The organism is Streptomyces sp. NBC_00647, from assembly GCF_045207245.1.
In the GTDB taxonomy this organism is placed as follows: Bacteria; Actinomycetota; Actinomycetes; order Streptomycetales; family Streptomycetaceae; genus Streptomyces.
In genome coordinates, this window is sequence record NZ_CP109040.1 from 4,961,987 (window position 1) to 4,983,099 (window position 21,113).

At 70.2% G+C, this 21,113-nt stretch carries 19 protein-coding genes and 1 pseudogene; 10 read left to right on the forward strand and 10 right to left on the reverse strand.

Annotated features, from left to right (window positions below):
* Positions 1-44 precede the first annotated feature (44 nt).
* Together OG788_RS21655 and OG788_RS21660 are read left to right on the forward strand one after the other, a co-directional pair.
* On the forward strand, positions 45-2,078 hold the full coding sequence (locus tag OG788_RS21655) for a cell wall-binding repeat-containing protein (RefSeq protein ID WP_406372849.1): 2,034 nt from the start codon (positions 45-47) through the stop codon (positions 2,076-2,078).
* 524 nt (positions 2,079-2,602) lie between these two features.
* Positions 2,603-2,905 carry a hypothetical protein gene (locus OG788_RS21660; protein ID WP_406372851.1) on the forward strand — a complete coding sequence of 101 codons (303 nt, stop codon included), beginning with the start codon at positions 2,603-2,605 and terminating at the stop codon, positions 2,903-2,905.
* 495 nt (positions 2,906-3,400) lie between these two features.
* Here OG788_RS21660 and OG788_RS21665 read toward each other — a convergent pair whose 3' ends face one another.
* The 4 genes from OG788_RS21665 to OG788_RS21680 form a co-directional block, all read right to left on the reverse strand.
* Entirely contained in the window at positions 3,401-3,772 is a 372-nt protein-coding gene (locus OG788_RS21665) for a hypothetical protein (protein ID WP_406372852.1), read from the reverse strand.
* Between the two features lie 245 nt (positions 3,773-4,017).
* Positions 4,018-5,343, reverse strand: coding sequence for a serine/threonine-protein kinase (locus OG788_RS21670; RefSeq protein ID WP_406372854.1), 1,326 nt, complete (start codon positions 5,341-5,343; stop codon positions 4,018-4,020).
* Entirely contained in the window at positions 5,340-7,265 is a 1,926-nt protein-coding gene (locus OG788_RS21675) for a tetratricopeptide repeat protein (RefSeq protein ID WP_406372856.1), read from the reverse strand. The genes OG788_RS21670 and OG788_RS21675 overlap by 4 nt, the downstream gene beginning before the upstream one ends.
* 2 nt (positions 7,266-7,267) lie before the next feature.
* Positions 7,268-7,693, reverse strand: coding sequence for a hypothetical protein (locus OG788_RS21680; protein ID WP_406372857.1), 426 nt, complete (start codon positions 7,691-7,693; stop codon positions 7,268-7,270).
* A 553-nt stretch (positions 7,694-8,246) separates the two neighbouring features.
* Between OG788_RS21680 and OG788_RS21685 the strand changes: the two genes are divergently transcribed.
* The 4 genes and pseudogenes from OG788_RS21685 to OG788_RS21700 all read left to right on the forward strand — a co-directional run bounded on the left by OG788_RS21685 (position 8,247) and on the right by OG788_RS21700 (position 10,912).
* Positions 8,247-8,798, forward strand: a complete 552-nt coding sequence (locus tag OG788_RS21685) for a F0F1 ATP synthase subunit B (RefSeq protein WP_406372859.1) — start codon at positions 8,247-8,249, stop codon at positions 8,796-8,798.
* Positions 8,799-9,222: 424 nt separating this feature from the next.
* A pseudogene (locus tag OG788_RS21690) lies at positions 9,223-10,131 on the forward strand (tyrosine-type recombinase/integrase); the annotation flags it as partial.
* Positions 10,132-10,161: 30 nt separating this feature from the next.
* Entirely contained in the window at positions 10,162-10,518 is a 357-nt protein-coding gene (locus tag OG788_RS21695; protein WP_406372861.1) for a hypothetical protein, read from the forward strand.
* Positions 10,519-10,744: 226 nt separating this feature from the next.
* A complete protein-coding gene (locus tag OG788_RS21700) occupies positions 10,745-10,912 on the forward strand; it encodes a hypothetical protein (protein ID WP_406372863.1) in 168 nt (55 codons plus the stop codon).
* Between the two features lie 85 nt (positions 10,913-10,997).
* On the opposite strand, the gene OG788_RS21705 is transcribed toward OG788_RS21700, so the two are convergent.
* The gene (locus OG788_RS21705; protein WP_351537173.1) at positions 10,998-11,759 is read right to left on the reverse strand and encodes a phosphoglyceromutase; all 762 of its coding nucleotides are present in this window, start codon (positions 11,757-11,759) and stop codon (positions 10,998-11,000) included.
* A gap of 207 nt (positions 11,760-11,966) precedes the next feature.
* Here OG788_RS21705 and OG788_RS21710 point away from each other — a divergent pair, with 207 nt between their 5' ends.
* Positions 11,967-13,307, forward strand: coding sequence for an MDR family MFS transporter (locus OG788_RS21710; RefSeq protein WP_406372865.1), 1,341 nt, complete (start codon positions 11,967-11,969; stop codon positions 13,305-13,307).
* Between the two features lie 96 nt (positions 13,308-13,403).
* On the opposite strand, the gene OG788_RS21715 is transcribed toward OG788_RS21710, so the two are convergent.
* Complete coding sequence (locus OG788_RS21715) at positions 13,404-13,931, reverse strand: DUF2000 family protein (protein WP_406372867.1); 528 nt, start codon at positions 13,929-13,931, stop codon at positions 13,404-13,406.
* Here OG788_RS21715 and OG788_RS21720 point away from each other — a divergent pair.
* Complete coding sequence (locus tag OG788_RS21720; protein ID WP_406372869.1) at positions 13,930-14,721, forward strand: AraC family transcriptional regulator; 792 nt, start codon at positions 13,930-13,932, stop codon at positions 14,719-14,721. The two genes, OG788_RS21715 and OG788_RS21720, sit on opposite strands and share 2 nt — an antisense overlap.
* Before the next feature lie 68 nt (positions 14,722-14,789).
* Here the strand turns inward: OG788_RS21720 and OG788_RS21725 are convergent, their stop codons facing one another.
* The 4 genes from OG788_RS21725 to mshA all read right to left on the reverse strand — a co-directional run bounded on the left by OG788_RS21725 (position 14,790) and on the right by mshA (position 18,543).
* Positions 14,790-16,319, reverse strand: coding sequence for a glycosyl hydrolase family 28-related protein (locus tag OG788_RS21725; RefSeq protein WP_406376810.1), 1,530 nt, complete (start codon positions 16,317-16,319; stop codon positions 14,790-14,792).
* A gap of 82 nt (positions 16,320-16,401) precedes the next feature.
* Positions 16,402-16,551, reverse strand: a complete 150-nt coding sequence (locus OG788_RS21730) for a hypothetical protein (RefSeq protein ID WP_406372871.1) — start codon at positions 16,549-16,551, stop codon at positions 16,402-16,404.
* Between the two features lie 139 nt (positions 16,552-16,690).
* Entirely contained in the window at positions 16,691-17,182 is a 492-nt protein-coding gene (locus OG788_RS21735) for a YbjN domain-containing protein (RefSeq protein WP_356756756.1), read from the reverse strand.
* A gap of 23 nt (positions 17,183-17,205) precedes the next feature.
* Positions 17,206-18,543: a D-inositol-3-phosphate glycosyltransferase gene (gene mshA / locus OG788_RS21740; RefSeq protein ID WP_351537156.1), complete on the reverse strand. Its 1,338-nt coding sequence runs from the start codon at positions 18,541-18,543 to the stop codon at positions 17,206-17,208.
* A gap of 308 nt (positions 18,544-18,851) precedes the next feature.
* Between mshA and OG788_RS21745 the strand changes: the two genes are divergently transcribed.
* Both OG788_RS21745 and OG788_RS21750 read left to right on the forward strand, forming a co-directional pair.
* Positions 18,852-19,637 (forward strand): class I SAM-dependent methyltransferase, encoded by a 786-nt coding sequence (locus OG788_RS21745; protein WP_356756760.1) that lies wholly within the window; start codon positions 18,852-18,854, stop codon positions 19,635-19,637.
* A gap of 285 nt (positions 19,638-19,922) precedes the next feature.
* Complete coding sequence (locus OG788_RS21750) at positions 19,923-21,014, forward strand: NlpC/P60 family protein (protein WP_351537150.1); 1,092 nt, start codon at positions 19,923-19,925, stop codon at positions 21,012-21,014.
* Positions 21,015-21,113: the final 99 nt, after the last annotated feature.

The following is a 21,113-nucleotide window of genomic DNA, read 5'->3' on the forward strand; positions in this document are numbered from 1 at the left end:
CGGGGAGGCGAACGGCAGCCCTTTGATCACTTTTGTGGGGGCACATGAAGATTCACAGACGCCGCGTGCTCGCGGCGCTCGGCACCACCGTCGCCCTGGCGGCGGGTACGGCCGTCGCACCGGGCGCGGCCGCAGCCGGACCGGTGACGTGGCAGGCGACCGACGGGATGCTGGCGTTCCGCAACGGAGCCGAGCAGACCCTGCAGCTCGTGAAACCGGGCAGCAGCACCTACACCACCATCGCCGACCGCGCCTCGCAGCCCGCGTGGTCGCCCGACGGCAGCCGGATCGCGTACGTCCGCGACGGCCGGGTCGAGACCCGGCGGTACACCGGCTCCACCCTGGTGAGGATCCTGGAGCAGAGCGACTCGGTGGGGGGCGTGTCCGATCCGACGTTCGTGGGCGGCGGTGCCACCATCGTCTACTCGGGCGCCGGCCGGCTCCGGTACGCCCCGTCCGACGGCTCCCGCTACGCACAGCCGCTGTTCTCCACCACGGAGGACGGCTGCGACCGCCAGCCGAGCGCGTCCGTCAACGGACTGATCGCCTTCGTCCGTACCGGGGAGAGCTGCGGGACCGCGACCGGTGCGGCGATCTGGCTCTACGACGTGGGCACCGGCGGTTTCACCAAGCTGACGAGCAGCGGCGCGCATCCGGCGATCTCGCCCGACGGCACCCGCGTCGCCTTCGTCCGCGAAGTGGACGGCACGAGCGAGCTGTTCGTGATGAACGTGGACGGTACGGGAGAGCAGCGGCTCACCGACGGGGCGAACGCCACCACTCCGGAGTGGGCGCCGACCGGCAAGAAGATCGCGTTCAACACCGGTGACGACGACGTCTCGTCGACCCGCATCCTGGACCTCGCCGACAACTCGCTCTCCACGATGCCGGCACCGGCCCACACCTCGTCCACCGTCGATGTCGCCTGGCAGCCGCTGCGCGGCCAGAGCACCGCCCGCGTCTGGGGCGCCGACTCACCGGGCACCAACCTGGCCGCGTCCCGCTGGACCTGGAACACGACAGGCAGCAGCGAACCCGGCCTGGTAGACGCCAAGGCGGCCGTCCTCATCAGTGAGGACAGCCCGTCCTACGCGCAGACCGCGCAGACGCTCGCCGGTCAGAAGCAGGCCGAGATCCTGATGACGTCGAAGACTTCGCTGTCGTCCGCCGTGCAGACGGAGCTGAAGCGCACGCTGAAGCCCGGCGCCACGGTGTACCTGGTCGGCGGCACCGACATCCTCTCCAGCACCGTCGCCGGCAAGGTCAGCTCGCTCGGCTTCACCCCGAAGCGACTGGCGGGAACCTCCCGCTACTCCACGTCGGTGGCGGTCGCCAAGGCCGTGACCAGCGCTCCGGAGTACGTCTTCGTCGCCACCGGCACGGACTACCACTCGGCAATCGCGGCCTCCGCGGCGGCGGGGGCGCTCGGCTACAAGGGCAAGGGCACGGTCGTCCTCAACGACGGCAACGCGCTGACGTCGTCCGTGAAGGCGTACCTCAATGCGCTCGACCCCGACGAGACCAGGATCATCCCGGTCGGTGCTTCGGCGAAGTACGCGGTCACGCACACCTACTTCTCCAACTGGCCCGACACCTGGACGTACTACCCCATCACCGGCAGCGGCCACGACGGCACCTCGGTCGCGCTCGCCCGGTTCTGGTGGTCCTCGCCGTTCCAGGTGGGACTGGCCTGGTCGGACAGCTGGCGCGGCGGCGTCTCGGCGAGCGCAGGCATGCTCTGGTACGGCCCGATCCTGTGGGCCGACGAGACGACCCTGACGGAGACGGACGCGACCTACCTGCGCCAGCAGGCCGCGAGCCTCCAGTCCGTCATCGCCTTCGGCGGGACGGGATCCATCTCGTCGTCCGAGCTGACCGCCGCGGGCTCCGCGATCAGCGCGGGCACTTCACTCGTGGCGTACCACCCGTACTACAACGGCGTCGCCCCGGCGACGCAGAAGCAGTCGGCACTCTCCGCCCCGCGCACCGGGGACACCCCCGGCGCGACCGCTCCGACGCGGCCCGGCCCGACGGCACCGCAACCGGACCTGGAGTCGGTGCGGACCACGCACAAGTAGCCGACCAGACACGGAGACAGAGACAGAGACAGAGACACACCATCGAGCCCCCTGCCCGCGGACGCCCCGCAGGCAGGGGGCTCGGTCGTGTCCGGTTCCTTCTGGCCTCGACAGCTGGGCCTGACAAGGAAGCTGACTACGGCCGTGGCGAAGTGACGTACTCCCGACCGGAACTGGGCCCTGCCGGCGCTGGGGCCGACCGTCCCTTCTCCGCAGCAGGTGCGGTTCCGCGGCGCCGCCGCCGGGTAAGGCGTCCTCGGACCGATGACCGGGTGACGGGGGGCGTCGCATGGGATGGACGGGCCGGACGTGGTTCTGGCGGGCGGTCGGTGGGTTCGCCGTGCTGTGGCTCGTGGGGTGCCTGGCCGTGGTCTGGCTGCTGTTCGGCGCCCGGCTGGCCGCGCTGACGGGCATCGCAGGGCCGAGCGGCACCTTCGTGGTCGCCGGCTGCTTCGAGGGGCCGGAGGACACCGACACCCACTGCCGGGGCACGTACACGCCGTCCTCCGCGTCCTCGTCCGCCGATGCGACGGCGGCGCGGCCGATGCTCCTCCGGCGACCTCCGGCCGGGTACCCGGCGCGACGTCCGACGCGTCGGCGACGCGGTCTTCGAGCCCTCGCCGCTCGCCGCCGCCGAATACGTCACCTTCGCCGGCTGGACGGCCGTCACCCTCGTCCTGCCGGGCCACTGGCTGCTCACCTCCGCCCGCCGAGGACGCCTCCTCAACGGCGAGAACTACGTCTTCGTCTGGCTCGCCTCCCTGATCGGCGCCATCGCTCTCGGCATCCTCACCCTCCCGGTGGCCTGGCTCCTGGCGACCCTCTAGAGGAGCACGCCTGGCGAGTGGCGAGCACGCGGCAACCGGGGCCGTGCCCGGAAGGCTCTTGGTGAGGCGCTTCGACCGCAGCAGGAGCCGTCGCGCTGAGGTCCCATAGAGGGCCCAGGCCGTGAAAACGCCCCCGATCCGCGCCGTAAGCGCAGGTCGGGGGCGTGATCGCGAAGGCTACTTCTTCTTGCCCTGGGTCTTGTCGGGGATCTTGGCGACCTGCTGCTTCCCAGCTCAGGGGCGGTGGGCTCGTGCGCCTGGTGGTCGTCGTTGGTCGTCCTTGGCCACTGTTGAGCAACCCCGGACGGCCCAGGGACGGCCCGGACATGGCCCGGCCAACGCCGTCATGCGCGTCGGCCTATCGCGCCTCGATCGCTTGAACCTCAGCCAACCAGATAGCTGGTGTCTTCACGACAGTGGCCCCGGCAGCTGAGGCTTGCCCTGTACATGGGCATGAGCTGGGGGTTTGCCCGACGGTCCGGTCGTCGGTGGTGCTCAGCGGTTCGTGCTGTTGGGCTCGCCGAGGGCGGCGCGTACCCGGTCGTGAGTGCTTCCGGGATCAAGGGCGGCGAGCAAATCTGTGAGCGAGCCGTCCCAGCTTCGTCCTGCATGGTCGGCGGCGGCTGCGACGACCATGTGCCGCGTGTCTCGGTCTTCGCAACGGACCAGCGTGATTGCCGCGTCTTGGCCCGCTTCGGCGAGGATCTCGTGGGCTTGGTGTGCATCCGCCCGAAGGTGTCCTTGACGCACGTGCGCGGCGTGGGCCTCGTCCTTGGCCCCTTTGAACATCGACCGGAGTCCCATGAGTCCGACCGTCCATGCGAGCGAGACGGACATCAGGGCGTGAGTGAGGTCGTTGGCTGTCATCACGCGAGACTGTGTCAGCTTCAGTGACCCGTCGGTGTTGCCTCGGATGACGACAGCAGTCGTTCCGCCCTCGCGGGCCTTCCAGCCGCGACGACCTCATCGACAAAATGGACGCCTACGTGATCGCGCACAACACCACCGCCAAGCCCTACCGCTGGACCTACGACGTCAGGCCACTCAAAGCCGCATGACACCTCCACGAACTAACGCGGAGCAGCACTAGTTTGGGGAGACGGCCGAGGAGATCACTTCCGGACCTTCCCGTGGAAAGCCGGAACCCAGCGGAGCCAGCCGCGACGCGGGATTCGCGGCAGCGGTGGTGTGTCGGCGGGTAGGAGGGCCGTGTGGGTGCGCATGGACGCCTCGTCCATGGGGCCGGGCTCGGGTTCGTCGGGGTCCGTGGTGCCGGGGACGTACGGCGGACCGCTGCCCGGAGGCGGGCCGAAGGTGCCGAGGGACGGTGGCGCAGGCAGGGTGAGCGGTGCGGGTGCCGGGGCGTTGCCGTTGAGTACAACGGTGCTGGGGTCCGTCGGCTGTGCCTCGTCGGGTGTCGCGGCATGGGGGGCGAACAGGGACCTGGTGTCGTCGTCGGTGGGGAGTGGCCAATCCTGCAGAACGGTCTGCGGCGACGACTGGCGCGCACCATCCCACGCGAGGGCCCTGCCCTCGTGTTCCAATGTCTGGCGTTGGATGTGTGCGGGCAGCCATTGCCCATGGGCTAGTAGCCGGGAGATCCGGTCTGTCTCCGCAGCGGGCAGCGTTTTGATCAACGCGTCGATCGAGGGCCGGCGCTCCGGTTCCTTCTGCAGGCAGGGTTCGACCAGTGCCCCGATCTCCTCGGGGAGCCCCGGGAGGTCGGGGGCCTCGCGGATGACCCGGAAGGCCGTCTCGACCGCGTTCGCCCCCATGAAGGGGCTGACGCCGGTGGCGGCGAAGGCGAGCGTGCACCCCAGCGCGAAGACATCACTGGCGGGTCCCACCTCGGTGCCCCCCCGGATCAATTCCGGTGACATGTAGCCCGGCGTTCCCACGGCCACGTTGGTCAGGGTGAGCCGGGTCGTGTCGACGGCGGCCGAGATACCGAAGTCGATCACGCGAGGGCCATCCGCGGCGAGCAGGACGTTCGACGGTTTCAGGTCGCGGTGGATGACCCCCGCCGAATGGATCGTTTCCAGCGCGCCGAGCAGTCCGAGACACAGCGCCAGCACCGTCTCCGTGTCGAGCGGTCCGGACGCCTCGACCGCCTCGAGTACCGAGGGCCCTGGGACGTACTCGGTCGCCAGCCACAGATGCTGGTCGCGAAGTCCGCTGGATCCCAGAACAGCGGCGCTGAACCTCCCGCTGATCCGCGAAGCCACGTCGAGCTCGCGCACGAACCGGCTCCGGAAAAGCTGGTCCTCGGCGAGCTGATCGTGCAGCACCTTGACCGCGGCCAGCTGCCCGGTCATCGAGCGGCCCAGATACACCCGGCCCATGCCCCCGGAGCCGAGCCGTCCGAGCAGTCGGTAGGGGCCGATCTGTACGGGGTCCGAGGCCCGCAGGGTGTGGTCCGGTCCCGGGGCTGCGGTCACCGTGAACCTCCGGGGGTCCCGGCCCCGTAGAAGATCTCCCTCTTGAGCCGTCGGTCCGCCTTCTTACGCCAGTGCGCCAACAGGACGCGGTTCTCGGTGGTTTCGGGTGCGTTGGGGCCCAGCACGCGGTCGAGGTCCGGCAGGACGGCGTGGAACTGGCGGATCGCATCACCCACCGCGCCCTGGACCGCCATCCAGTGGGCCAGCCGGGCTCGGCTGACCACCGTGACCCGGTCGTCGGGACCGAGTACCCAGGCGAGGTCGCTCACCAGCAGGGTGAACAGCGCTACCGCTGCCTCGGGTTCGCCCGTCTCGCCGGTCCAGTGGGCGAGCTGGCTGCGGGCGAGCAGGGTCTCGCGGTCGTCGGGGCCGAGGACACGGCTCAGGTCCGGCACCACGGCGTCGAACAGCTGCCGGGCCTGGTGCCGGCGGCCTGCTGCTCCTGACCACTGGGCCAGCCTCGAGCGGCTGATGAGGGTGTGCTGGTCGTCGGCCCCGAGGGCCCAGGACAGGTCCGGCACCAGGGTGGTGAGCAGCCGCACGGCGGGCTTCGCACTACCGGCCCGTCCTGTCCAGTGCGCCTGGTTGAGCCGCCCGGTGAAGGTCTCGCGGTCCTCCGCGCCCAGGACGCGAGACAGGTCGGGTACGAGTTCGCCGGTCAGCCGTGCCGCCGCCGCGGGGGCGCCCGCCTCCCCGGTCCAACGGGCCAGCCGGCCCCGACCGATGAGGGTCTCGCGGTTGTCGGGGCCGAGGATGCGCGCGAGGTCGGGGACGACGGACGTGGTGAGTCGCAGCGCCTCGTGGTGCTCGCCCGATTCGCCGATCCAGTGGGCGAGTTGACTCTGACCGACGAGGGTCGCCTGGTGGTACGGGCCCAGCACCCGCGTCATGTCCTTGACGGTGTCGGTGGACAGCCGCAGCGCTTCCGCGGCGTCGCCCTCCCTGCCCGTCCAATAGGCGAGGTTGATGCGGCCGATGAGGGTTTCGGGGTTGTCCGGGCCAAAGGTCCGGGTGAGATCGGGCACGACCTCGCTGAGCAGCCGGATGGCCTCGGCCGTCTGGCCCTCCTCACCGCGTCGGCGGCCGAGGTCCCGGCGTGCCAGCAGCCCATCCCGGCTGCCCGGCGGCCCGGTCACGTTCGGCTCGACGACGGGGCCGCGCCTGCCGCGACGCCTGGGGCGGGTCAGGATCAGGAACTCGGCGGTGTCGGTGCCGCACTGCTGCGGTTCGGGCAGGCCCTTCGCCGGCAGGACACGCTTGAGGTGCCGGAACAGGGCGCCGAGGGTGACCTCGGTCGCCGAGGTGGCGGGGATGCCGTCGCGCAGGGTGAGCAGCAGTTCGCCGGTGAACGCGGTGTGCCGTTCGCCATCCTGGAAGCGGGCGGGTTCGTTCGCGGCGGCAGATGTCAGGGTGTAGGTCCCGGTGATCTCCATCTGGTCGATGAGCGGCTCGTGCACGTGAGTGGGGGAGAGGCCGCCCGTGATGGCCCGCCCCGAGAAGCAGCAGTCGAGGATCAGAACCCGGTTGCGCGCCGGGCTGGCCATGAATGCCTCGCGGATGCCCTGGAAGGGGAAGGCTGTGAAGGAGGGTGCGTCGGCTACGGACTTGGCAAGCCCGAGGTACAGCTCACGCCGCTCGGGGCCGACCATCCCGTGCCCCGCGTAGTAGACGAGGAAGACGTCCTCGGCCTGTCGTGCGGCTTCCAGTAGCGGCAGTCCGAGATCCCGCGGGGTGGCCGGGTCGAGCACGACACGGGTGGTCTCCGCCGAGAAGGCGCCAGGCCGCCCTTCAGTGAGGAGCCGTTGGAAGTCGCTGACGTTGTTGCGTACGGCGGGGACGTTCGGGAGGAGAGGATCCTCCGTGTACGCCGCTGTGCCCAGCAGCACGGCGCGTGAGCGGCCTGGGTTGGGTGGACGCAGCATGGTCAGCTGTCCGGTGAGGATGCCTCGCCGAGGGCGGGGGCGGCGTCGGGGGAGACGACGCCGCGGGCAGGATCGGCGTTCGGGTGCAGGGCCGTCCGCAGCAGGTCCTCGACCGCGGTGAGGTCCTTGGTGTGCTCGATCGTCACTTCCGTGCGCCTGCCGTCGGGGGCAACCACCTTGACGCGGACTGTGCTGCGACGGGGCTGCTGCAGATAGACGGAGAGCGCCCTCGCCAGCGTGGTAAGTGCGCCTCCGGCGCCGACCGCGATCACCACGATGTCGGTCCAACCGCCCAGTTCACCGGTGCCGGGCACGGGCGCGTGGGTCCGTACCCGCCCACGTAGGAGCGTTTCGTCGTTCAGCCAACTGATGAGGTCCGCAAGGGAGTCGGGCCCTTCGGAGCCGTCCACCGCCAACAGGGATCGCATGGCAGACCGCCTCTCCACGTACGCCTGATCGCATCGGGCCCGCGAGTGGGCCCCCCGTATGCCGTGCGTCATTGAAGTGTGCCACTGCGGGATCGGAGAGTGGCAGGAAAGCCGGAGACCCGGCAACAGCGGTCAGGCGACCCGGTGTTCTCCCCTGTCCCTGGCGCGCAGGACCAGGTCGTGGCCGAGCTCGGAGCCCGCCTCGGTGAAGGCGGAGGAACGGCGACGTGCCTGTGCACTGGCGTCCAGCCGTCACCCCAGGGCAAAGTTCTCTGACGCGGCACTAGACCACTCGGAACCGTCGTGGCGCGAGTCACCGTGGGTTCAAAATCCCACACCCACCGCGCTGGTGAACGGCCCCTGACCAGGTAGATCGGCCAGGGGCCGTGGCGTTGCCTGCTGCCCGCGAGTGCCCGCGGTTCACCGCTGGTCCCCGCTCGATCGGGCACGGTTGGGGCACGAAGGGTGCACCCTCCGACCTGTAGCAGTTCTGGCTGATCCAGATGGGAGAGCGGGATGGCTGCTGCACCAGATAGGAGCGAACTCTTACCTGATGCCCTGCGCAGCGCAATCATTACTCCCCTATGGTCTTGGCATGGGCATTCTTATACCTGGGCCCGCGTCGACGGTGGTCGGCGTGGTGAGCTTCGCTGTTGTCTTCGTCTGGATGGCCAAGGTTCTCTTACCGCGCATCAACAAGGTCCTCGGCGAACGGAAGGACGCCATCGAGGGCCGGACTGAACGTGCTGAACAGTTGGCGGCTGAAGCCGATGAAGTCCTCGCCAAGTATCGCGAGGAGCTGGCTGAGGCCCGACACGAGGCGGCGCGCCTGCGCCAGGGGGCTTTGGAGGAGGGCACGCAACTGATCGCCGAGATTCGCGCTGCGGGACTGCGGGAACGCGAGGCGATGATTGTGGAAGCTCAGGCACGGCTCGCGGCCGATCGCGTCATCGCGGAGACAGAACTGCGGGGAGACATCGTGTCGTTGGCCACGGAGCTGGCTGGTCGGGTAGTCGGCGAGGCTCTCGAAAGTGTCGCCAACAGCGAAATCGTGGACCGCTTCTTCTCAGACCTCGACGCTCGAAGCGTGGCAGGTTTGCAGTAGTCCCCACCTCACCCCACCACTTCCCCGGCTCTCATCCCGTCCGCCGTCGACCCACACACCGTGGAGCGGGCCTGGCCAAGGCGTCCAGGTGGAGCACGCCACTGTACGAACGACCTGGACGCCTTGGACCGCGTCTGCTCGGCTCTGCCTGGGGCGATGGTGGACGGGATGGGAGCCCGCAGCGCTCGCCACGATGTGCCCGCGGCCGGGAACGGCGCCCCTCCCACCCGGTGCCGGCCGATCCCCCGCGCCGGAGGCACTGCTCTGACCGTGGCCGCGCTATGCGGTGATCGGCTCATGGCCACCGCACTATCCACATGTGGGCGCGCGTCGGCGCAGCGCGCGCGAGCGGGCCGAAGGCAGGAGCGCGGCGCGCAGCGAAGCCGGGAAGCGCGCCCGGCGGAGCGGAGCGCAGCCGGGCTTGATGGAGTCGCAGCTTCGACTGCACGCCCTCCCGTACCTGGGTACGCGCCCCCTCGGGTCCTTCCAACCAGCCCACATCCGCGACAGGGTGCGGCAGCTTCAGAAGAACGGCGACCGGGGCTCGTACGCCCGGACGATCTACTCCAACGTGCGCGCTGCGTTGAGCGCCGCCGTGGATGACGGGCATCTCCCCCGCAACCCGTGTGCGGCTCGCTCGGTCCGGCCGCCGGTTGTCGACACCAAGCGCGTCAAGCCGTGGACGCCGGAACGGGTCTTCGCTGTTCGCGCCGCCATGCATGAGCGCTTCCGAGCGATCGTCGATCTGGGCGGTGGCTGCGGGCTCCGCCAGGGCGAGATTCTCGGCGTCGCCGCCGACGCGATCGACTTCGAGTCGGACACGCTCCATGTGGTCCAGCAACTGAAACTGAGCCGCAGCAAGGCCGTGTTCGCCCCGCCGAAGGGCGGCAAGCTTCGGGACGTCCCGCTCCCTGGGCCGGTCGCTGACGCTCTCCGGGCGCACATGAAGGAGTTCCCGCCGGTCGAGGTCACCTTGCCGTGGAAGGTCGCGGATGGTCCTCCGGTGACCAAGCGGCTGATCTTCACCGGACCGCGCGGGGGCCATGTCTGGCGCACGTCGCTCAACGAGGAGGCGTGGAAGCGGGCGCTGGCCAGCGCCGGAGTGATCCCGGCCGAGCGTGGACAGCCGCACGCCGAGTCCCGCGAGAACGGCATGCACGCGCTCCGCCACTTCTACGCCTCGGTGCTCCTGGACGCCGGGGAGAACATCAAGGCCCTGGCCGAGTACCTGGGCCACTCGGACCCGGGCCTGACGCTGCGCGTCTACGCTCACCTGATGCCGTCCAGCCAGGAACGCACGCGCAAGGCCGTATCTGCCATCTACCAGGCTTGATGAACGTGCACGAACGCCCCACCAACCAACGTGCGCACCACAGCACTAGATGCGGAACTGGATGCAGAGCTAGATGCAGCATTAGACGCAGCATTAGACGCTGAACTAGATGCGGCATTAGACGCTGAACTAGATGCGGCATTAGATGCGGAACTAGATGCAGAGCTCGATGCAGCATTAGATGCGGAACTAGATGCAGAGCTCGATGCAGCATTAGATGCGGCATTAGACGCTGAACTAGATGCAGAGCTCGATGCAGAGCTAGATGCGGAACCAGTTGCAGCGTTAGCGCTGGTTGAGCTGCTACAACGCAGATCTATGACTCTGCCGCAGCAGGACCTCACTCCGACTGGAGTCACCCGGTCGCGACGCACCTACAGGGACTAGTGAAGGCGGCACTACAACACTCAACGCACCTCACCCTTACCCCGACCGCCCATACAGCGAGGCGCGTTTTCGATTTCTCCTGGGGAATTTGTCGTTCCGGAGATCGGCAAGTAAAGTCTTGCCACCGATAAGGCGGAGAGGCCACCCGGCCAGGGGTGGCCTCTCCTTTCCATCGGCACACTCATTACTCGCTGCTGGAGAACTCATGAACCACATGGAGAAGTCAATGGTGCCACGACGCAACCTTCGTATCGACCTCACCCCCCGAGAACTGCCGTTCGGCATCATCGGCAGCGGTGGAGCGTGGCTGAGCCTGTCGTCTGGGATCCATCCCGCCGTAGCACTGCTCATGGCGTTCGTAGTGTCCGTCCGCGTGGCCATCCGTCTCATCTAGCCTGACGGCCCAGAGACGGCCCAGCCCCACCAAAAAGCCCCCGCCCTGCCAAGAAACAGCAGGTGGGGGGCTTACTGGTGTCGCGTTACTTCTTCTTGCCCTGGTTCTTGACCGCCTCGATCGCGGCCGCGGCCGCGTCCGGGTCGAGGTAGGTGCCGCCCGGGTTGAGGGGCTTGAAGTCGGCGTCCAGCTCGTAGGAGAGGGGGATGCCGGTGGGGATATTCAGGCCCGCGATGTCGGCGTCGGAGATGCCGTCGAGGTGCTTGACCAGGGCGCGCAGCGAGTTGCCGTGGGCCGCGACCAGGACCGTACGACCGGTGAGGAGGTCCGGGACGATGCCGTCGAACCAGTACGGAAGCATGCGGACGACGACGTCCTTGAGGCACTCCGTCTGCGGGCGCAGCTCCGGCGGCAGCGCCGCGTAGCGCGGGTCGTCGAACTGGGAGTACTCGGCGTCGCGGTCGAGCGCCGGCGGCGGGGTGTCGTACGAGCGGCGCCACAGCATGAACTGCTCCTCGCCGAACTCGGCGAGCGTCTGGGCCTTGTCCTTGCCCTGAAGGGCGCCGTAGTGACGCTCGTTCAGGCGCCAACTGCGGTGGACCGGGATCCACTGGCGGTCCGCGGACTCCAGCGCCAGCTGCGCGGTGCGGATCGCGCGCTTCTGGAGCGAGGTGTGGACCACGTCGGGCAGCAGGCCGGCGTCCTTGAGCAGCTCACCGCCGCGGACTGCCTCCTTCTCGCCCTTCTCGTTGAGGTTGACGTCCACCCAACCGGTGAACAGGTTCTTCGCGTTCCATTCGCTCTCGCCGTGGCGGAGGAGGATCAGCTTGTACGGTGCGTCGGCCATGGCTCCGAGCGTAATCGAACCCCGCGACGCCTCGCGCCCTAGGCCATCAGTCGGACACGGCGACCCCCGACCGGCCGCCCCGCACCCCGCGCCGCACCCCCTCCGCCGCCCTTCAGTTGACGGCATCTGTTAATTGAGTGGCCCTCCGAGGCAGCTCGCTCGTAAGTTGTGATCGCCGCCCGAGCTGCTTACACCCGTAGGGGATCCATGCCACACGCCGTCCTGAGACGTGCCGTCCGGGAGACCGTCTCAGGACTCCCCCGCGAGTTCTGGTGGCTGTGGACCAGCACACTCGTCAACCGGCTCGGCGCCTTCGTGGCCACCTTCATGGCCCTGTACCTGACCCTCGACCGGGGCTACTCCGCGTCGTACGCCGGTCTGGTCGCGTCCCTGCACGGCCTCGGCGGCGTGGTCTCCTCGCTCGCCGCCGGAGTGATGACCGACCGGTTCGGCCGGCGGCCCACGCTGCTCGTCGCGCAGGTGTCGACGGCCGGCTCGGTCGCGCTGCTCGGCTTCATGCACCACCCGGTGGCCATCGCCTCGGTCGCCTTCCTGGTCGGCATGGCCAGCAATGCCTCCCGGCCCGCCGTGCAGGCGATGATGGCCGACATCGTCCGGCCCGAGGACCGCGTCCGCGCCTTCTCCCTCAACTACTGGGCCGTCAACCTCGGCTTCGCCGTCTCCTCCATGGGCGCCGGTTTCATCGCCGAGTTCAGCTACCTCGCGGGCTTCCTCATCGAGGCCGGCATGACGCTCGTCTGCGCGCTCGTCGTCTTCGCGAAGCTCCCGGAGTCCAAGCCCGTGCAGGTCGCCAAGGAGACGGAACCCGTGGTCGGGCTCGGGACCGTGCTGCGCGACGGACGGTTCATGAGCGTCGTCGGGCTGTCGTTCCTCGTCGCCCTCGTCTTCCAGCAGGGCTCCGTCGGACTGCCGGTCGCCATGGGTGCGGCCGGCTTCACCCCGGCGGACTACGGCACGGCGATCGCCGTCAACGGCGTACTGATCGTCGCGCTCCAGATCCCGGTCACCCGTTTCATCGAGCACCGGGACCCCAAGCGCCTCCTCGTCATCTCTTCGGTGCTCGCCGGGTACGGGTTCGGGCTCACCGCCTTCGCCGGGTCGGTGGCGGTCTTCACGCTCACCGTCTGCGTGTGGACCCTCGCGGAGATCGTCAACGCGCCGACGCAGACCGGTCTCGTCGTCCGCCTCTCCCCCGTCCACGGCCGGGGCCGCTACCAGGGGATGTACACGCTCTCCTGGGCTCTGGCCGCGCTCATCGCGCCCGTGATGTCCGGCGTCGTCATCGACCGCTTCGGCGCGGCCTGGCTCTGGGGGCTGTGCGCGGTGGTCGGTACGGCGGCGGGGCTCGGGTACGGGCTGCTCATGCGGCGGCTTCCGACGGAGGACTCCGTGCGGGAGTCGGGACGGGAGCCCTCCGGGGTCGTGGTGGCGCGGGACTCCGCGGTCGAGGTCACCCCGGCCGCGGCCAGGATCAGCCCTGTGGTGGAGGCCGGTACGGCGCCCCAGGCGGGTGCCACTCCGGCCTGACGGCACCCGGCGGCCCGGGGCATCCGGGGTGGCGCGGGCCATTCACCCGCCCCGGACACCCGGCCGCCCCGGCCCCCTCGGTGCCGCCACCAGCCCTCAGGGATGCATCCGTGCCCCCTTCACCACCTTGTCGACCGCGTTCCGCGGCCCGTACACCGCGATTCCCACCAGATCCAGGTCGCCGCTCGACACGGCCCGTACGGCCGCGCGGTTGTCCCGGTCGTTGCCCGTCGTGAACAGGTCCGACGTGAAGACCGCTCGCGGCAGCGCCCGGGACAGCGCCCGGCCGTGGGCAGCGGTCAACATCTCCTTCGACCCCTCGAAGACCAGCACGGGCTGCCGGAACATCGGGAGGTAGGCGACCCCGTCGGCATCCTCGTACGGTTCTCCGACCACCTCGGAGACCGCCGTGCCCAGGCCGCTGACGAGGAAGGCGGTCGCATTGAGCCGCTGCCAGGGCTCCAGGTCGTCGCGCAGGACGACGGCGATCTTGGTGTCGAAGCGGACGGGTGCGTCGTCCGAAGGGTTCACGCCGCTCGCGCCGGACGGGCTGTTGCTGCTCACGCTGCTCATACGAAGAGACTGCCGACCGGCGTACGCCATCGTCTTGTACGTTCTTTGCATGGCCCCCCAGCGCGAGATGTCCGCGTGGCGCCCGAGCATCCCGGGCGTCGTCGAGGTCTTCCACGCGCACTACACCGAGTACGCGTACCCGATGCACGTGCACGAGGCCTGGACGCTGCTGATCGTCGACGACGGCGCCGTCCGCTACGACCTCGACCGGCATGAGCACGGCACCCCGCACGACACGGTGTCGCTGCTGCCGCCGCACATCCCGCACAACGGTGCCCCGGCCACCGAGCACGGCTTCCGCAAACGCGTCCTCTATCTCGACAGCTCGCGCCTGGCCGACGACCTCATCGGGCCGGCGGTGGACGGGCCCGATCTGGTGGATCCCGTGCTGCGGCACCGGGTCGGGCAGTTGCACACGGCGCTCGCGCACCCCGGGGACGAACTGGAGGCCGACAGCAGGCTGACGCTGATCGCGGAGCGGCTGCGCGGCAGGCTGCGCCCCGGCCCGGTCCCGCGGCCCCCGCGCCCCGACCGGCCGCTCGCCCACCAGCTGCGCGAACTCCTCGACGAACGCCTCGTCGAGGGGATCGCCCTCGACGAGGCCGCACGGCTCGTCCACGCCCACCCCGCCCACCTGGTCCGCGCGTTCAGCGGGGCGTTCGGCATCGCCCCGCACCAGTACCTGATGTCCCGCCGGGTGGACCGCGCCCGCCGGCTGCTGCTCGACGGGCGGCCACCGGGCGAGGTGGCGATCACGACCGGCTTCTACGACCAGTCCCATCTCACCCGCCAATTCAGGCGGTTGGTGGGGGTCACTCCGGGGCGGTACGCCCGGTCGTGAGCGAGCCGGCGGCGCACGGACGGTCGTGAACTGTCCGGTGGCGCACGAACGGTCGTGAACTGTCCGGCCTAGAGGTCGCGCTGGGCCTCGTACAGATTGCGCGGCCGTACGGCGTCCGTCGTCCCGTACAGCTCCAGGCGGGAGCGCAGGTCCCCGGTGAAGTCGGGTACGTCGATCTGGTCGAACTCGGTGACCTCGTTGAGGCCGACGGTGGCGCTGCAGGGGGCGAGGCCGTCGATCTTCATCAGACCGGCCCGGCCGTTGGTGACCCGGATGTTCCAGTGGGTGAAGCGGGCGCCGAAGAGCGGTCCGGCGGAGGCGTCGCCACCGTGCCGGCCGTCGTTGTTCACGGTGATGTCGGTGCGGACGTTGGCGAACGGCAGCCCGCGGTGCGAGTCGAAGGTGCCCATCCGGAGGTCACCGCGCGACCAGACGTTGTACGAGGACAGGCCCTCGACGTTGATGCCGTGCAGCTGGGTCCCGGCGGGCGCGGGGACCGTGCGCTCCTCGACGGTGAAGTCCTCGATCAGGTTGTCGTGCGAGCCCTCGCGGCAGAAGTAGGGGTGGTGCGAGCCGCGTCCCGCGACCCTCGTACGGCGCAGGGTGCAGGCGGAGGCGGCGACGAGCCCGAATCCGTTGTCGACGTGGCGGACCGTGACATCGTCCACCCAACAGTCGTAGGCGCACTGGAGGACGACGCCGTTGTAGCCCTTGTCGAGGAGGTGCGGGGACTGCGGTGTCTCCACGGCCTCCAGGGTGAGCCCCTCCACGCCGGAGCCGGTCAGCTCCTCGACGTGCGTGGTCAGGCGCGGGTCCCACTCGGGGCGTACGTCGAGCGGGAGGGGGCGTTCGAGGGTGACCCTGCGGCCCCGCACGCGCGCGACGCGGACGGGCCACTCGTAGGGGACGTACGACGTCAGCTTGGTCTTGTCGTCCCAGTAGTACGCCTCGGGGCCGGGTCCGCCGCCCGACATGTGCTCGAGGAGCGTGTGGTCGGCGTCGTCGGCGAGGCGGAGCAGGACGAGCGTGCCGGGGCGCAGCCGTGAGGCGTCCGCGACGGTCACCGTCCAGGAGCCCTGGCGTGCGGGCTCGACGGTCGTGAGGGTCTGCCAGGCGTCGCGCGTGTTGCCGGTCCAGCCCTCGAAGGGCCATGCCTTGGCCCTGACGGCCGCGACGAGGGAGTCCCAACGGGCCGTGGGGGCGAGCCAGATGAGGCCTCCGGCCCAGGACCAGGACGACTTGTCGCCGCCGTAGCGGGAGCCGTAGACACCGATCAGCTCGGTGAGGTTCTTGGTCGCGTACAGGGTCGTACGGCCGCTGCCGGCGCCCCGGAGGACCACGTTCGAGTGGCCGACACGGATCAGGTCGTCGATGCGGAACGTCCCGGGCGGGATGGTGACCGTGCCACCGCCGGCCCTTCCGGCAGCGGCGATGGCACGGTTGATCGCGGGAGCGCAGTCCGTGGTGCCGTCGTCGGCGACGGCACCGTGGTCACGGATGTCGGTCACGACGGGGCGGCGGGGCAGGCGCGCGGCCCCGCGGTGCGAGCCGGCCCTTCCGACGTACGGGACCTGCGGGTGGGTGAACGGGGAGCGGATGAACTCGCGCCAGAGTGCCGGGACTTCGCCGGACCGGGCGAGGGCGCCGGGCGCACCCCCGGATGACGCGACGGCCGTCGCGTCATCCGGGTGGTGGCGCTGCCGCGGTGGCCCCCGGCGATGCGGCGGCCGACGCCGTCGCGGTGCCGGTCACGGCGACGGCCGCCACGGCCGTGGCGCTGCCGAGCAGGGCCCGTCTGGTGATCCCCGCGTATCCGTGCCTGTTGGTCATGCCCGTCCGCCCTTCCATGCGACTCCCATGATTCTTCATGGATGTGAACGACGTTCAGATCTGCGTCGGCGGCGAGCATGCCACGAGGACCCCCGGCACGGAAGGGGTCGCGCAATGCCCGAACAGTGGAGGCCGAGAATCAGTTGGCGGGACGCTGGGTCAGATGCGTGAACGCGTCCAGGTTGCGCGTCGACTCACCACGGGACACCCGCCAGGCGTACTCCTTGCGGATCGCCGAGGCGAAACCGAGTTCCAGGAGGGTGTTGAAGGAACCGTCGGCGGCTTCGAGGACGGAGCCGAGGAGACGGTCCACCTCCTCGGGGGTGACGGCGGTCAGCGGAAGCTTGCCGACCAGGTACACGTCGCCCAGGGGGTCGACCGCGTAGGCGACGCCGTAGAGCTTGAGATTCCGCTCCAGGAGCCAGCGGTGGACCGCTTCGTGGTTCTCGTCGGGGTGGCGGACCACGAACGCGTTCAGCGACAGCGAGTGGCGGCCGACGATCAGCGAGACCGTCGTCGAGAGCTTGCGGGTGCCGGGCAGTTTCACGACGTACGAACCCGCCCCGGGGCTCTCCCACTCCAGCTCGGCCTCGGTGAGGACCTGCTCGATGATCGACGCTGCGTCAGCCATGAGGGGAGCGTACGTGACCCGCGTCAGGCGTGACGTGCCCGCACCCGGCGCCGGTGGTCCTGCGTCGCCGCCGTGTACACGTCCGCCGTCGCGGCGGCCGCGGTGTCCCAGCCGAACTGCTCCGCGTGGCGCGCCGCGGCGGCACCCATCCGGGCCGCGAGGGTCTCGTCGTCGGCGAAATCGCGCAGCACGCGCGCGTAGTCGGCGGGATGGTGGCCGGGGACGAGGAAGCCGGTCTCCTGGTGGCGGACGGCCACCGGCAGGCCGCCGACCTCGGCCGCGAGGACGGGCGTACCGGCCGCCTGCGCCTCGATGGCGACCAGCCCGAACGACTCGCTGTACGAGGGCATGACGAGCACGGAAGCCGCCCGGAACCAGTCGGCCAGCTGTTCCTGCCCGACGGGCGGCCGGAAGCGCACGACGTCGGCGATGCCCAGCCGTGCGGCCAGCTTCTGGAGCCCCTCCGGCTTGGCGAGCCCGCTGCCGCTCGGACCGCCCACCACGGGGACGACGATCCTGCGGCGCAGCTCCGGCCGCTCGTCGAGCAGCACGGCGACCGCGCGCAGCAGCACGTCAGGGGCCTTCAGGGGCTGTATGCGGCCCGCGAAGAGGGGGATCAGGGCGTCCTGCGGGAGACCGAGCCGGGCGCGGGCGGCGGCGCGGCCGTCCGCGGGGCGGAAACGGTCGAGGTTGACGCCCGGGTGGACGACGGCGACCTTGCCGGCCTCGGCCCCGTAATGGCGGACGAGTTCGTCGGCCTCCTCCGCGGTGTTCGCGATCAGGCGGTCGGCGGCGCGCACGATCTGGGTCTCACCGATGACCCGGGCGGCGGGCTCGGGGGTGTCGCCCTCGGCCAGCGCCGCGTTCTTGACCTTGGCCATGGTGTGCATCGCGTGCACCAGGGGCGCGCCCCAGCGCTCGGCGGCCAGCCAGCCGACGTGGCCGGAGAGCCAGTAGTGCGAGTGCACGAGGTCGTAGTAGCCGGGGCGGTGACCCGCCCAGGCCTGCATGACGCCGTGCGTGAACGCGCAGAGCTGGGCCGGCAGGTCTTCCTTGGCGAGGCCTTCGTAGGGGCCCGCGTCGACGTGCCGGACGAGGACCCCCGGGGCCAGCTCGACGGCCGGCGGGAGTGCGGCCGTGGTGGCCCGCGTGAAGATCTCGACCTCGATGTTGATCGCGGCGAGCCGCTGGGCGAGTTCCACGATGTATACGTTCATCCCGCCCGCGTCGCCCGTACCGGGCTGGTGCAGGGGCGAGGTGTGCACGGAGAGCATCGCGACGCGACGGGGCCTGCGGTGCAGCCTGAGCCGTGAGGGTGCCGCCGGTGAGCGACGCCCGAGCCTGCTGACGTACTGGCTCACGTGGCGTTCCTCCTCGCTGCGGGCATGCCTTTCGGAGGACGTGTCGCGCCCTCCAGGAGATGGAACGCCGGAGGCCTCCGCTCCATTTCCTCTTTGCCGAATCATTACCGCTGATCGCTCAACCGTTCGACCGTCAGGTGCGTCTGCCTCCCTGCCCGCCGGGTTTTCCACAGCGGTATCGGGGCCCGCCGCCGGTTGTCCACAGGCTCACCCGGTGCCCGCCGGGGCCGCCTACTCTCGTACGCATGGCAACCCGCGCAGCGTCCCTCCCTCACTCTCGGCTTCGCTCGAGCGGGGGCACCCCCATCGTGGGTACGGTGACGCGCGGGACGACGAATCCCAACCGTCTGCGCCGCATGGACCGCTGGATCGCGGCGGTGCACGGCGCCGAACTCCGCAGGACTCCGGAGCCGGTGGCGATCGACCTCGGTTACGGCGCGGCACCCTGGACCGCGGTCGAGCTGCTGACCCGCCTGCGCACCACCGCACCCCGCACCCGCGTCCTCGGCATCGAGATCGAACCGGCCCGGGTCGCCGCCGCCCGCCCTTACGAACGCGAGGGCCTCGCCTTCCGGCACGGCGGCTTCGAGATCCCGGTGCCGGGCCGGCCGCACCTGATCCGCGCGGCGAACGTGCTGCGCCAGTACGACGAGGAGCAGGTCGCCGAGGTGTGGCAGCGGCTGCGCGCGCGGCTCGCACCGGCGGGCCACGGCTCCCGGGGCGGCCTGCTCGTCGAAGGGACCTGCGACGAGATCGGCCGCCGGCACGTCTGGGTGGCCCTCGGCCCGGAAGGCCCGCGCACGGTCACCTTCGCCACCCGGCTCGGCTCGCTCGACCGCCCGTCCGACCTGGCCGAACGGCTGCCGAAGGCCCTCATCCACCGCAATGTCCCGGGCGAGCCCGTCCACGCCTTCCTGCGCGACTTCGACCGCGCGTGGGCGGCAGCCGCGCCGTACGCCGCGTACGGCGCCCGGCAGCGCTGGATACGCACGGTCCGCGACCTGACGGCCGACTGGCCGGTCACGGACGGGATCACCCGCTGGCGCCAGGGCGAAGTGACGGTGCGCTGGGAGGCGTTGGCCCCGCGCACGTGACCGACCACGACAGCGGTCGGCCCGGGGAGTGACGGACCCGACCGCTCGGGGGCGGGACCTGACAGCGCGTGCGCCGCAGGGAACGATCTCGGTGAGTCGCACGTCACACAGTCCGGGAGGCGAGATCGTCATGCCGAAGCGGGCCCGGGGGAAGGGAGTTCATGCCCGGCCCACAGGCCCGGGGGAGTGAGTTCTTGCCCGACTCTGTCGCATTGCGCGTCGACATGGCACGATCCCCGAGGCATCCGTAAGTTACTGACGGTAAATCAGTTGGGGGGCGGAGTAATGGGATCCGGCAAGCGGAGCCTGACCACGGCGGCCATGGCCCTGGCCTGCGCATGTGCCTGCGTGGTACTGGCGACACCAGGGATGGCCTACGCGAGCCCGACACCGACACCGGCGCCGACCAGAACTCCCACGGCGACCCCGAAGCCTGTGAGCAACAAGGACCTCGAAGCGGTCCGCAAGAAGCTCGAAAAGCTCTACCACGACGCCGCGGTCGCCACCGACGCGTACAACGCCGCCGAGGAGAAGGCCCAGAAGCAGTCCGCCGAGATCGTCGACCTGGCCCGGGAGATCGTCAAGGGCCAGGCGAAGCTGGACAAGCTGAAGGACCGCGCGGGTGCCGCGGCCCGCGCGCAGTACCGGGGCGGCGGGCTGCCGCCCGGGGCGCGGCTGTGGCTGAGCGACGACCCGCAGGAGTTCCTCGACGGCGCGGGGCGCGTGCGGCAGGGCGAGCACGCCACCAAGGGGCTGCTGGGCGAGATGACGCGCACCCAGCAGGACTTGGAGCAGTACGAGAAGGACGCCTCCGCCCAGTGGCGGAAGCTGGAGGCCAACCGCAAGGCCAGGGCCGAGGCCAAGAAGAAGATCAAGCAGCGGATCTCCGACGCCGAGAAGCTGGAGTCCCAGCTGGAGCAGAAGGAGAAGGAACGGCTGGCGAAGCTGGAGGAAGAGGCCGCGCACCAGGCCCAGTCGGTCTGGCTGAGCTCCGGTGTCCTCGCGGACATCAAGAGCGAGGCGTCCGAACAGGGCAGGAAGGCCGTGAAGTACGCGACCGCCCAGATCGGCAAGCCGTACGAATGGGGCGCGGAGGGTCCGAAGACGTTCGACTGCTCGGGGCTCACCTCGCAGGCCTGGGCGTCCGCCGGCCACCCCATCCCCCGCACCTCGCAGGAGCAGTGGAAGCAGCTCAAGCACGTCGACGTCAAGGACATGCGCCCCGGCGACCTGATCATCTACTTCGACGACGCCAGCCATGTCGGGATGTACATAGGAGACGGCGCGGTCGTGCACGCTCCTCGCCCCGGACGGACGGTGACGATCACGGGGGCGGGTTCGATGCAGATCCTGGGTGTCGTGCGGCCGGACGCGTAAGGCACCCGGAGCGGACACACCGGGCCCGGCCGGCCATCGAGGGCGGGCCCAGGAGGACGGACGGGGGCCGTCCTCCCGGCCTGTGCGCGGGCCGAGGCG

What these genes read in the sequence shown, in the direction of transcription:
- OG788_RS21655 (WP_406372849.1), top strand. Translation starts at nt 45, where the DNA reads ATGAAGATTCACAGACGCCGCGTGCTCGCGGCGCTCGGCACCACCGTC.
- OG788_RS21660 (WP_406372851.1), top strand. Translation starts at nt 2,603, where the DNA reads ATGCGACGGCGGCGCGGCCGATGCTCCTCCGGCGACCTCCGGCCGGGT.
- OG788_RS21665 (WP_406372852.1), bottom strand. Translation starts at nt 3,772, where the DNA reads ATGACAGCCAACGACCTCACTCACGCCCTGATGTCCGTCTCGCTCGCA.
- OG788_RS21675 (WP_406372856.1), bottom strand. Translation starts at nt 7,265, where the DNA reads ATGCTGCGTCCACCCAACCCAGGCCGCTCACGCGCCGTGCTGCTGGGC.
- OG788_RS21680 (WP_406372857.1), bottom strand. Translation starts at nt 7,693, where the DNA reads ATGCGATCCCTGTTGGCGGTGGACGGCTCCGAAGGGCCCGACTCCCTT.
- OG788_RS21685 (WP_406372859.1), top strand. Translation starts at nt 8,247, where the DNA reads ATGCCCTGCGCAGCGCAATCATTACTCCCCTATGGTCTTGGCATGGGC.
- OG788_RS21700 (WP_406372863.1), top strand. Translation starts at nt 10,745, where the DNA reads ATGGTGCCACGACGCAACCTTCGTATCGACCTCACCCCCCGAGAACTG.
- OG788_RS21705 (WP_351537173.1), bottom strand. Translation starts at nt 11,759, where the DNA reads ATGGCCGACGCACCGTACAAGCTGATCCTCCTCCGCCACGGCGAGAGC.
- OG788_RS21710 (WP_406372865.1), top strand. Translation starts at nt 11,967, where the DNA reads ATGCCACACGCCGTCCTGAGACGTGCCGTCCGGGAGACCGTCTCAGGA.
- OG788_RS21720 (WP_406372869.1), top strand. Translation starts at nt 13,930, where the DNA reads ATGGCCCCCCAGCGCGAGATGTCCGCGTGGCGCCCGAGCATCCCGGGC.
- OG788_RS21715 (WP_406372867.1), bottom strand. Translation starts at nt 13,931, where the DNA reads ATGCAAAGAACGTACAAGACGATGGCGTACGCCGGTCGGCAGTCTCTT.
- OG788_RS21730 (WP_406372871.1), bottom strand. Translation starts at nt 16,551, where the DNA reads ATGACCAACAGGCACGGATACGCGGGGATCACCAGACGGGCCCTGCTC.
- OG788_RS21735 (WP_356756756.1), bottom strand. Translation starts at nt 17,182, where the DNA reads ATGGCTGACGCAGCGTCGATCATCGAGCAGGTCCTCACCGAGGCCGAG.
- OG788_RS21750 (WP_351537150.1), top strand. Translation starts at nt 19,923, where the DNA reads ATGGGATCCGGCAAGCGGAGCCTGACCACGGCGGCCATGGCCCTGGCC.